At 42.1% G+C, this 11,666-nt stretch carries 10 protein-coding genes; 3 read left to right on the forward strand and 7 right to left on the reverse strand.

Features of this window, described 5'->3' with window-relative positions:
• Positions 1-56 precede the first annotated feature (56 nt).
• A complete protein-coding gene (locus MSG37_RS04305) occupies positions 57-2,876 on the reverse strand; it encodes a hypothetical protein (RefSeq protein ID WP_248469346.1) in 2,820 nt (939 codons plus the stop codon).
• A 558-nt stretch (positions 2,877-3,434) separates the two neighbouring features.
• Between MSG37_RS04305 and MSG37_RS04310 the strand changes: the two genes are divergently transcribed.
• The 3 genes from MSG37_RS04310 to MSG37_RS04320 all read left to right on the forward strand — a co-directional run bounded on the left by MSG37_RS04310 (position 3,435) and on the right by MSG37_RS04320 (position 6,015).
• On the forward strand, positions 3,435-4,286 hold the full coding sequence (locus tag MSG37_RS04310) for a mechanosensitive ion channel family protein (RefSeq protein ID WP_248469347.1): 852 nt from the start codon (positions 3,435-3,437) through the stop codon (positions 4,284-4,286).
• 569 nt (positions 4,287-4,855) lie between these two features.
• Positions 4,856-5,221 (forward strand): cupin domain-containing protein, encoded by a 366-nt coding sequence (locus tag MSG37_RS04315; RefSeq protein ID WP_248469348.1) that lies wholly within the window; start codon positions 4,856-4,858, stop codon positions 5,219-5,221.
• 68 nt (positions 5,222-5,289) lie between these two features.
• Positions 5,290-6,015 carry a LysE family translocator gene (locus MSG37_RS04320; RefSeq protein WP_248469349.1) on the forward strand — a complete coding sequence of 242 codons (726 nt, stop codon included), beginning with the start codon at positions 5,290-5,292 and terminating at the stop codon, positions 6,013-6,015.
• A gap of 168 nt (positions 6,016-6,183) precedes the next feature.
• Here the strand turns inward: MSG37_RS04320 and MSG37_RS04325 are convergent, their stop codons facing one another.
• The 6 genes from MSG37_RS04325 to MSG37_RS04350 form a co-directional block, all read right to left on the reverse strand.
• The gene (locus tag MSG37_RS04325) at positions 6,184-6,405 is read right to left on the reverse strand and encodes an amphi-Trp domain-containing protein (RefSeq protein WP_248469350.1); all 222 of its coding nucleotides are present in this window, start codon (positions 6,403-6,405) and stop codon (positions 6,184-6,186) included.
• 121 nt (positions 6,406-6,526) lie between these two features.
• Positions 6,527-7,021: a hypothetical protein gene (locus tag MSG37_RS04330; RefSeq protein WP_248469351.1), complete on the reverse strand. Its 495-nt coding sequence runs from the start codon at positions 7,019-7,021 to the stop codon at positions 6,527-6,529.
• Between the two features lie 73 nt (positions 7,022-7,094).
• The gene (locus MSG37_RS04335) at positions 7,095-7,499 is read right to left on the reverse strand and encodes a GFA family protein (RefSeq protein ID WP_248469352.1); all 405 of its coding nucleotides are present in this window, start codon (positions 7,497-7,499) and stop codon (positions 7,095-7,097) included.
• 321 nt (positions 7,500-7,820) lie between these two features.
• Positions 7,821-8,975 (reverse strand): 2-alkyl-3-oxoalkanoate reductase, encoded by a 1,155-nt coding sequence (gene oleD / locus MSG37_RS04340; protein WP_248469353.1) that lies wholly within the window; start codon positions 8,973-8,975, stop codon positions 7,821-7,823.
• Positions 8,976-8,981: 6 nt separating this feature from the next.
• The gene (gene oleC, locus MSG37_RS04345) at positions 8,982-10,700 is read right to left on the reverse strand and encodes an olefin beta-lactone synthetase (protein WP_248469354.1); all 1,719 of its coding nucleotides are present in this window, start codon (positions 10,698-10,700) and stop codon (positions 8,982-8,984) included.
• Between the two features lie 5 nt (positions 10,701-10,705).
• Positions 10,706-11,617, reverse strand: coding sequence for an alpha/beta fold hydrolase (locus MSG37_RS04350; protein WP_248469355.1), 912 nt, complete (start codon positions 11,615-11,617; stop codon positions 10,706-10,708).
• Positions 11,618-11,666 lie beyond the last annotated feature (49 nt).

The following is an 11,666-nucleotide window of genomic DNA, read 5'->3' on the forward strand; positions in this document are numbered from 1 at the left end:
AAATCTCAGCTCAACAACACAGAGTGGATTTGAAAAGACCCGAGAGTTAGGCTGACTTAGTTTGGAGTATGTACCCAGCCTTGACGCCAATCGTTAGTTCCATCAAATGCACCGATATAATCAGTCGATTCAAAGAAGCTATCGCTGCTCATATCAATACCTTGACCTAACAATGTGGTATCAGTTGCTGCTGGCATGCCGTCAGTAATGGTGACTGCTGCAGTGCTGTTACCCGCTTGACCTAAGAACCAAGTTTCTACATTTACTGCATCTGCTGTGACTGCGTTGTCAGAGCTATATTTGAATGGCTCGTTACAATCAATCACAGAGTGAGAGATAGTCAGTTCGTTATTGGTTACGTTATCAACAAGGTCTGCATAAGTACCATCAAGCTCTAAACACTCACCGGTTTCAGTTGTTGATGTAGAACCTTTACGGCCTTGTACTAGTAGGTTATTAAGTGAAGCCGCGGTTGCCACGCGAAGTAAAATCCCTTCGCCTTTATCGCCACTGGCGTTTTCAATATCCACACCAGGTAAGATTGTCACGTTCGACAGAACAGGCTTAGACACCGGAGTATCACCAGTACCTTTATGGCTATCACCTTCAATACCTCGGTTAGCACTTCCATCTTCATGGGTGATGTAGACAAACTGCGCCTTACCTTGCCAGCCGTTAGTCCAATCGAGTGAATCATCGAAGTTTTCAGTCAAGTACACATACTTCATGTTGACTGCACCGCCCCAGAACTCAACGCCATCATCACCATTGGCGTGTACTTGAATGTGATCAACTTGGGTGCCACTACCGACCGCTGCAAACGAAATACCGTTCATTTCCTGGGTATCGTTAACTTTAAAGCCTGCATACTTCACCACTACATAGCTGATTTGACCGCTGTTATCAGCGTTATCATTACCACCGTATGGAAAGTCACCCACTTCAAATGCCACATCACAGCTATTTGGATCATCACACTTATTAGTTAAACCGTTACCCAGTAATACTAAGCCGCCCCATTGGCCGCGAGCCCCTTCAGCGCCCATAATCACATCTTGCTCTGAAGTCATTTCAATTGGGTGTTCTGCGCTACCTTTAGCCATAATCTTTGAGCCACGGCTCACTGCGATATAGCTGTTGTCAGTGGCAAATAGCTTAGTACCAGCTTGAATCGCTAAAGTTGCCGAGTCTGTGTTATCACCGCCCACAACTACAGCACCGCCATCAATTTTGTACATCACATTTTCGCCAGCAAGCAGTGTGGTATTGCTCGTCACATTGCCTTCTAAGGTACAAACTAAGTTGATGCTGTCATCTTTATAAATCCCAGCGACAACGCTTTCAGCGCTAGTGCCTACAGGGCATGATGTTAGTACAGGAAGCGCTACAGGCGCTGGCGTGGCGTCATCATGAATGGCTGTTGTCCAGCCTTCAGTCCAATCGTTAGTGCCGTCAAATGCACCTATGTATGGCGCATCAGTTAAGCGCTGATCCATGTTGCTCAAATCTGCTGCGCCACCAGTTAGCGCGACTGATGCCGTATTCGGCATATAACCATTTAAATCTGATGCACCCGCTAAGTTGCCCTCTTGACCTAAGAACCAAGCTTCAACGTCAAGTGCCAGTGAGCGACCTTCTTCAGCATCGACCTTGGCATCTTTAAATGGCTCAACACAGTCAACTAAGCTATTTTGCATAGTTAGCGCACCGTCTTGGGTACTCACTACAGTGTTGTCATCGTTAATTTCTAAACACTCACCAGAGTTAACATCGCCTTTCACTAAAACGTTATAAGCGTGAGCACCTGTGCCTTTACGGAATAAAATACCTTCTGCGTCGTCACCACCGCTATTTTCACCATTGGCAACTTCAATAGTGACGTTAGCAATTGCAGGCTGAGACTGTGGCGTTGCCGATGCATCGCTGTTACTGTCGGCCTCAATACCACGGTTAGAACCGTTATCAGCTTGGCGAATATAAACGTGCTGTGCACTACCTTGCCAACCGTTAGTCCAATCTAATGAGTCATCAAAGTTTTCGGTGAGTACCACGTTCGAAATTGAAACATTACCACCCCAAAACTCAACACCGTCATCGTTATTTAAGTGAACTTGAATATGGTCAACAACTGTTTGGCTACCTACAGCAGCAAACGAGATCCCGTTCATTTCTTGGGTATCGTTAATTTTAAAACCACCAAACTCAACGCGAACGTACTTTAATGTACCTGAGCTATCTTCAGTATCGTCACCGCCATAGTTGTGGCTACCAACTTCAAATGCTGCGTCACATGCGGTTAAATCTGGGCAAGTGTTCACTGGTGCATTACCTAGTAGTACCAAGCCGCCCCACTGACCCGCTTCACCAGGTTGACCAATAGCGCTTTCTTTTGAGGTAAATACAATTGGCTGCGTTTCAGAGCCTTCGGCGTGAATTTTAGAGTCGCGGCTAACCACTAGGTATGAGTCGCTACCGCCGATAATTTTAGTGCCAGCACGTACTTCAAGTATTACGCTGCTCTCTTTATCGCCACCAACGATAACGGCGCCGTCTAACTCCCAAACAACATCATTACCTAGCACGATAGTTTCAGCATCTTGGCCACCAGTGTCACCGCTACCCACTGTTGATGCCGCACTTGAAGGCGCCAATGTGCCTTTAAGCGTCCATACTTCTTTACCATCTACCGACAGGCTAGTGTTGCGCTCAGCAAAACCACTGTATGCAGCAGCTTGCTCGCTTTGCGAAGGTGTCGTTGTTGGTGTTTCCGTTACCACTTCTTCAGCGCCAGTATTAATATTAATATCACCACCACAACCAGCTAAAGCCATTGCTGTTGAAAGTGCGCCAAGTTTAAAAATGTGTTTCAAGTCCATTGTCATCTCCGAAGACGGATTAAAAGTATGAAGTTATTGGCAGATGAACCTAATACTTGAATATGACAAAAAGACTTCAACAATATGGCTTGAGTATTTCACTCGGATTTCAAAAATATTAATCCATTTAAAATCAATGTTTAACCCGAGGTTTTATGATGCAAATAAATTCACAAAAATAACAATTTGTTCACACACCTCATCGAGCTTTTGTCTACACATTGAAGTTTTTGACTATTTTAACGTAGCAAATGTCGCGAAATAATTAGGCCTAATTCAGCGATAATCCTTATTTATCTGCACTTTTTGAAAACGAATAAACGTTTTAAACAGTCAACTTTTCCTCAGAAACCGAACAACAAAGCGCAGTTACAACTTTATGTAAACGCTTGCTAGCTCTATAAAGAAGATTCTGATTAATAACTATGCAATTAAAAGGCGTAACTTGTTTTTTTATAGTGATAACTTTAGAGTGAGCTATATCGTTGTTATTGCGTGAAACCTAGTGTTTATGCACCTAACTGACATCAACAATAATAAGAGTTAGCAGGGGATTTTGTGGAACAACTAGCCATTGCCATCGATTTTTTATTAACCCATAAGCTATTGCTTACGGTGTTAATCATTATTCTCATTTCAATGATTAAGCGTTTAGTGATCTCTCGCATTCGAGGCGATGTCGCCTTTTTGACAGAGGTACAGCGCAAGTGGATGTCTCGCACTAAAAACGGCACCTTCATTTTAATCATTGTCATTCTGTTTATGCTTTGGCAAACAGAGATCAGTAAATTTGCCTTATCTGTAACTGCTATTGCGATTGCTTTTGTGGTGGCATCAAAAGAGATTATTCTTTGTTTCACTGGCTCAATTCAACGCGCAAGTTCACGTTCATTTGTGATTGGTGACTGGATTGAAGTAGGTAAAATCTGTGGTGAAGTGATTGAGCACAACTTGATGGCGACAGTTATTCAAGAAATTGATCTTCACCATGGTCAGTATCACTTTACCGGTAAAACAGCCACCTTACCCAACAGTATGTTTTTTAGTTATGCCGTTAAAAACCTCAACTTTATGAAGCGCTATGTTTACCATGACTTCAATATCACCGTGGTTGAGTTTGTTAACTTGTATCCGCTATTCGCTGAATTACATGAGAAGATTGAAGCCCATTGTGAAGAGTTTAGTGAAGTGGCAAAACGCTATAACAGCGTGATTGAAAAACATGCGGGTGTGGATTTACCCGGCGCAGAGCCACACATTCATATTACCAGTGGCATTAACGGCGAGCAGTTTGTGCATATTATGATTTTCTGCCCAACTGAGCAGGCAATTCATTTAGAGCAGTTGATCCGTGAAGACTTTATGATTGCTTATCATGAGGCATTTGGTAAAGACGAGCGAGTTTGCTAAAAGTGGATTCTAGTTAGACTTTAAATAAAGGCTAACTAGAATTTAAACGAAAATATCCTTTAAAAATCTCTAAATGCTGCATAGGCACCTTGCTGCTAAAACATACAAACACACTTTAGACAAAACATTTAAAAACATCTTGCACAGTCCCTGTATAGTTACATTTCCATTTACCATTTTGTCGCACTAGCAATATGAAGTAGATTAACGACTTAGCAAACCAGAGTTGATAGCTTAAACAACAAAATAGTAAGAGACTTGTGAGCCTATTTGCTTACCTGTTTACTAGAATATTGGCTCACCCCATCTTTCACATATTATTGTAACTCGCTATATTTAAAGTATATTTATCGTTTACATGCTTATATAAACTGTGTAGCAATCCAATATGGATTATTGCCTTGCTTGCCTCCGTGATAGCTCTTTTACTGATAACCTTCATTGCCGTTCAATTTCATGTTACTACTAAAAATGCGGCTTAAGAGTTCGCTGAAAAGACAATTGTGGGCTTGCTCCTTTGTCGTTTATTTTAAACTCTTAATAATGTGTCATACGCTAAGTAGGTTTCTATGCAGAAAATAAATATTGCCGATAAGTTTAATCTGTTCCATGAAGAGTGGACTCCTAAAGTCATAGCCAAGTCCAATGGCCAGCTGGTAAAAATAGCCAAAGGCAGTGGTGAACTTGTTTGGCATAAACACGATAATGAAGATGAGTTATTTTTAGTGTTTAAAGGACAGCTCACTTTACAGTTAAGGACAGGAAATATTGTGCTTAACCCGGGCGAAATGTACGTTGTTCCAAAAGGTGTTGAGCACTGCCCTAAAGCACAAGACAACACTCACTTCTTAATGGTTGAGCCTGCATCTACAGCTCATACTGGTGACACTCAAAGTGAGCTTACCGTATCATCAGAGCAGCAAAAGTGGATTTAGTGAATAAGTAGAAGTGCAAGCGAGCGCAAATCATCCTCGGAGCGTCATTATTTCAAAGTAGAAAATCAATGGACATAAATAACATCTTCGCTTTTATTGCAGTAGCAATACTGCTCGTTATCTCACCAGGGCCTAATGGACTCCTTATCGCTAAAACCGTACCTGTTTCAGGACAAAAAGCCGGTTTTGCCAACATTTGGGGCTTTGTTGCGGCATTTTATGTTCATGGCACACTATCAATTTTTGGTATTTCAATATTACTAGTTCAATCAGCTCAAGCCTTTTTTATATTTAAAATGTTAGGTGCTGCCTATTTAGTCTGGATAGGGATAAAAGCTATTTATGGTGCTTTCAAGCAAAGCGACACACTCCCGATAAATTCAAGCCATAATAGCCTTAATAATAGCCAAGCCATGGCTATCGCTGAGCCGAAGTCCAAGCTTTTAGCTAGCCCCAAAAATAACGCTATTGCTAATTCAGTGGTGGGGGCGGCATCGATGCGCGCAGCATTTTTAGAAGGCTTTATCACCAATGTTTTTAACCCGAAAGTATCTATGTTTTATTTGGCTGCTTTCCCACAATTCATGCCTAATAGTGAAAGTGCAATCAGTGCTTATGCACTCGTTACAACCCACACTGTGCTTAATTTTATATGGTTTTCAATCATGGTTATCATGCTGGCAAAAGTTAAAGACGTGACCAACAGTGCTAGGTTTAAAATGTGGTTAAATTCAATTACGGGTGTGTTTTTTATCGCATTAGGATCAAAACTAGCGTTCATGAAAAACGCTTAGTCATTATTGAGTAACACCCTAAAACCACCATAACGCACTGTTTAATAAATACTGTTGATACTCTCAACTGCCGAGCTTTATCGTTATTAAATTAAACATTAGCAATAAAAAACGCAGTGTTGGCTTAACACTGCGTTTGTTATTTCAAGATTGCTCGTAAGCTACAGACTAATTTGACCACTTGATCTGAAACTCAATCTCTTCTTCAGAGTCGCCACGTTCATGCTCAATACTGTACGCAGCACGCACTGGCACGTATATGCGCTCACCCGCTATTTGGATCTCAAACTTTTCACCCGATTCAATCGAATCTGCAAGTCGTCTTAATTTAGCAACGAACTCTTCGTTGCTATAAGTTTTTTCAATATCTCTATCAGCCTTCGAACTCATTTAGTACTCCTATCTTTCTTAAAACGTCAGTAATAAACATCATCAGTGATTAGCAACGTACAGTATTAGCCTGCGCTCAGTTTTTAAATGATTATTTATCAGCACTGTAAGCTAAGCTTGGTTAATCAAGCTTTAACCATACTTCAACCTCTTTAACCTTGCCCTCTTCCGTACGTTTGGTATGCCACTTATTACCTTTAAGCTCATAAGTAAAGGCAAATGATGTACCAGGCTTTACCCCAAAAGAATTAAGCTCTGGATACTCCACGTAATCACTTTGACTAAATTGATAGCTGCCTGTGCCAGCGGCCCAAAACTCATTAACAGGCTCCTCAGCGGTGCCGATATTTTTTACTGTAGTAAAGCTAAAATGCTTTGCTGAGATCACCTTAATGGCGCTGAGCTTTAAATCAGCATAATCAATCCATTGGCCTTTGCCATCTAAATACTTACCAGACACTAGCTGCCAACTGCCCACTAAAGGATTTTCAGTAGCATGAACGGGCATTAACGCACCGACAATTAGCATCAGCAGTAGATAAAATGGTGCTAACAAGCGACTATTAAATTTAGGTTTGAGGCTAGATAAATTGGACTGATTAAATTGAGCAAACATTCGGATATTTCCCTTCCTTAAATTGAATAAAAGCGCCTATTGCTATTGATATATTTAAAATCAATAACGGCTATTAATCGTATATTTCACTAATGCCCTTAAGCGTTACCCACTGATGACAGCGCGTTTGATAAACCGCGACTGTAGGAGCAAATAATTCATCGATATTGGGAACCTGCTCACTAAAGTTACCAAGCGGTATGGCGATAACATCGGCCATTGCATCTAGAGTGAACCAAAGAGTATTGCCACATTCAGGGCAAAAAAAATGACGGATTGTCGAGCCTGAATCGCCCATACGCTGATAAGTTTTACTATGACCTTTTACGGTTACACAATCATTGGGAAATCGTGCTTGTACGCCAAAAGCGCTACCTGTTCGTTTTTGACAAGCGTGGCAGTGACACACTGATACCCGAGAAGGATTGCCTGTTACTGACAATGAAAGTTGGCCACAACTACAGCTAGCTTGAAGCATAATATATCCTTATATTTGCCAATTACTTAAATGCGGTTTAGATCAATTAACTAAAAGCCAATGCATAAAACATCACTAATACAATGAAAAATAGTGAAGATTGATGATTAAACCGCATAGAAACGTATTTGTGTTGCATACCATAACAAATATTCCCACGGTATGACCACAGCTTTGAGCCAATTAACATCCCTAAGCAAATAAGCAGCCTTGAGCGAACGAAACTAATAGCCTTGAGCGAACTAACTGCCTTGGAATATAAAAATCCGTAAACGTATTATTCGACAATATTAGTAATCGAAAAAACACTAATATCAAAGATTAATTTAACGAACGCTTAAGCTCCGCCATGCCCTCATCAATACTCACTAACGCGCTATAACCTAAATCGTGCTTAGCTGCGCTAATATCGAAATAGTGACTGGTTGACAGCTGCCGGGCGACAAAGCGCGTCATAATCGGCTCATCTTGTTTGCCTAACAAACCATATACCGACTCAAGTATACAGCCTGCAACATAAGCGAGCTGAGTCGGTACACGCTTAGTCACAGGTGGGAGATCCTTACAAGCAAGGATTTTATTGAGCATTGCCGCCATCGTTATCGGCTCATCATTACTTAAATAATAGGCTTTACCTGCACACGCAGTTTGGCTTGGGCTGAAATCTTGCTCGCCATTATTATTGCTCAAAGCCACGGCCGCCAAAATATGCGCATAAGCGGCGTTGCCTACATAAATGGTATCAACCAACTTATCTTGCTTACCCACCAGCTTTAATCTGCCTTTTACAGCTCGTTCTAACACCCGCGGCACAAGATGGGGATCATTCGGGCCCCAAATAAGGTGCGGCCTTAATGCGGTAGTACCAAGTTGCTTACCGTTACTCAGTAAATCACCATTAGCTGCTAGCATCATTTTTTCTGCTATCGCTTTAGACTCACCATAAAAGTTTAAGAAATTGGCTGCGTATGGTGCAGACTCGTCATTGCCGTTCTCATCAATACCAGCAAAGGTTACACTTGGGGTACTGGTATAAACTAAATGAGCGATATTAGCGTGTTTACAAGCACTAATAATAAAGCGTGCACCATTAACATTAGGCGAATAATAACTTTGCTTACAGCCCCACACTCCAGCTTTTGAAGCAACATGAAACACCAAATCGCAGCCTTGCATTGCATTAAGTAACGCTTGCTCGTCGGCAATGTCACCCTTAACCATGTTTACACCCATCGCATTTAGCCTTGGGTAATCCCCACGGGCAAAACCAGTGACGTTAATCCCTGCTGCAATGAGTCGCTTGCATATTGCCTCACCTAAAAAGCCGCCAGCACCAGTAACAAAAGCATGGCTGACATTTTGCTTTAGTGCGGTTAATGCCGCTTGCTCTTGAGGAAGTAACTGATTGAACTCGCTAGTTGAGTAAGTAGCTTTAGTCGCAGTGCTAGCACTAGATGAGGTAACTGTGGCAGACAAGATGCACTATTCCTTAATTTGTTTTTGCGCCCACACCGCAAGTTTCTCTCTAAAGATCTTGGCGTTATGGCGGATATCAACCGGAAAATCGGGATGAATTAAAAAGCGTTCAATCCCTTGAGTTTGCGCATGTTGCTCGGCAATCGCTTTTAGCTCGCTATAGAGCACGCCCGATAATGAGCAAGCAACCGATTGCTTCAGCTCAATGCATATTAATGGCGTGGTTTTACCAGCAACCACCACACCAACTAATGCGCTGCGCTTCACATCGCTATGGGTATTAAAAATACGCTCACACGGAATAGAGTAATAACGTTTTGGTTGATTCTTGGTGGCAGGTAACGCATCGGCATCAACCCTGTGAGCTTTACGGCCGCACATCCACAGTAAACCGTCACTATCGAGATAACCGAGGTCGCCCATGCGGTGGCGTATGTTGTCCCCATCTTGAATTTTTGCAACTTGGGTGGCACTGTCACGCTGATAGTAACTCGCGCTCACCATCGGCCCTTTTACAACGATTTCACCGATTTGATTAGCAGGTAGACACAACTCATTGTACCAGCTTGTAATCGGCTGCTCGTCAATATCAATAATGGCAATATCAACTCCATCGATAGCTCGGCCAACACAAATACCGCCACCGTTATCGGTTATTGCCGTGGTGTTAAACAACTCACTACTGGCCATTTTACTAATAGGTAGCGATTCAGTGGCGCCATAAGAGTTAAGCACTTCAACACCGCTATTAAGCATTTTGCTAAAGCGCTTTATCGATGAAATGGTTGCTGGCGCACCTGCAGAAATGACTCGTTTGATAAAAGAAAGCTGATGAGACTTTTGTTCACCCGCTTGGCCGAGACGCTCGATAAGCGCTGGATTAACAAACATATTACTGCATTGATATTTTTCAATTGCAGCAAAGATAAATTCTGGATTAGCTGTAATAGGCTTGCTGGCATCCATATCAGGCACAATCGATGCCATACCAAGTGCTGGGCCAAATAAAGAAAATAATGGGAATGTGGCTAAGTCACGCTCACTAGGTTTTATTTGATAGTCATTTTTCAGCGCAGTAATTTGCGCCTCAAACATCTTATGTGAATACACCACACCTTTGGGTGTGCCAGTGCTACCGCTAGTAAACAAAATGGCTGCCATTGCATCGCTATCTAACCATCGCATGGCAAAGGGCTTATCTGTTGCCCCATGGGCAGCTACAACGCTTGCTAAATCTTTAGCGCCTGTTAATGCGTTTAGCCATTTACTGCCGCCGACATTAATCTTAAATTTAACGCTGGATTTTCCCCATCCAAATAAACGTCTGGCAATATGCGCTTTAGGTATACCGATAAAAGCGTCGGGTTTTGACTCAATAAAGCATTGCTTAAGGTTTTTCACGCCCATGCCGGGGTCAACCAAAATAGGAATTATTCCTGCTTTAAAAAGTGCAAAGGTTAAGCAAAAAAAGTCGATACTTGGTGTGACCATCAACACGGCTTTCATACCTGGTTGTAAACCATGATGCACCAGCGCAGCGGCAAGTGTATCGCTTTTACGATGCAAGGTTTGAAAGTCCATCTCTTGGTATTGCAAGCTACTTAGCGAGCGACCGTTTGATTGCTGCACGGCAACCGCAAGTGATGTAGGAATAGTTTCAGCGGCGCTAACTAAATGACGGCACAAATTTGCGCCGTCATTGTTAATATTACTCTGACTTACCATAGCGACTAAGCTACCGATTCTTGCTTAATGTCTGTAGGCGCCTCGGTTTCGGCAATAAAGTCTTTAATATGACCAATTACTTCGTCGCTGGCATCTTCAAGAATGTAATGACCGCAATCAGCAAACTCATGCACTTTGGCATGTGGCATTCTTTGCTTCCATTCAGTTAAGAAGTGTTTGTCGAATACAAAGTCTTGTAAGCCCCAACAGATCACCGTTGGCACCTGTTGGAATTGAGACAAACTAGCTGCAATATCTGAGACTAAATCGTAATTACGGTCACCCGGCTTTAACGGAATATCTTGTACAAAGCGCAGTGTCGAAATACGGTTTGCCCATGAATTGAATGGTGCCACATAAGCTTCACGAATATCTTTATGCATCCGTTTACGTTTTACACCTACATAAGATGCTGCCGATGAAAATGCGTTAAAACCGCGAACAAGAAAAGTCCCTAACGCAGTGTTGCGACAAATAGATAAAGCCCAAGGAAACGGCTTAGTAACTGGCAGATGGAATGCACCAGTATTAAGGATCACCAACCGCTTAATACGTTCTGGATAACGCGCAGCGTAACCCATGCCTATCATGCCGCCCCAATCGTGAACCACTAGAGTAATATTTTGTGTTACATCTAGATGTTCAAGCAAAGCTTCTAAATCATCAATGCGGTTTTTAAGAGTGTAATCATAGCCACTGTCATCGGGCTTATCTGATAAGCCACAGCCAATATGATCAGGCACAATACATTGATGCTTGTCGCTTAATGCACTGATCAAATTACGGTAATAGAAAGACCAGCTAGGGTTACCATGTACCATAACAACAGGCTCGCCTTGACCTTCGTTAACGTACTGAAGCTTATTACCGTTTCTATCTAAATAATTGCGTTTAAATGGGTGCAGAGTGTCTAGCATGACGTTTCCTATCTTTCTTATACTTATCGGACGCTGTGTAAGTTAAGGG

This window comes from Shewanella sp. 1CM18E (assembly GCF_023161665.1).
Classification (GTDB): Bacteria; Pseudomonadota; Gammaproteobacteria; order Enterobacterales; family Shewanellaceae; genus Shewanella.

Coding starts and splice junctions, on each gene's coding strand:
- MSG37_RS04305 (WP_248469346.1), bottom strand. CDS start 2,876: ATGGACTTGAAACACATTTTTAAACTTGGCGCACTTTCAACAGCAATG.
- MSG37_RS04315 (WP_248469348.1), top strand. CDS start 4,856: ATGCAGAAAATAAATATTGCCGATAAGTTTAATCTGTTCCATGAAGAG.
- MSG37_RS04320 (WP_248469349.1), top strand. CDS start 5,290: ATGGACATAAATAACATCTTCGCTTTTATTGCAGTAGCAATACTGCTC.
- MSG37_RS04325 (WP_248469350.1), bottom strand. CDS start 6,405: ATGAGTTCGAAGGCTGATAGAGATATTGAAAAAACTTATAGCAACGAA.
- MSG37_RS04330 (WP_248469351.1), bottom strand. CDS start 7,021: ATGTTTGCTCAATTTAATCAGTCCAATTTATCTAGCCTCAAACCTAAA.
- MSG37_RS04335 (WP_248469352.1), bottom strand. CDS start 7,499: ATGCTTCAAGCTAGCTGTAGTTGTGGCCAACTTTCATTGTCAGTAACA.
- oleC (WP_248469354.1), bottom strand. CDS start 10,700: ATGGTAAGTCAGAGTAATATTAACAATGACGGCGCAAATTTGTGCCGT.
- MSG37_RS04350 (WP_248469355.1), bottom strand. CDS start 11,617: ATGCTAGACACTCTGCACCCATTTAAACGCAATTATTTAGATAGAAAC.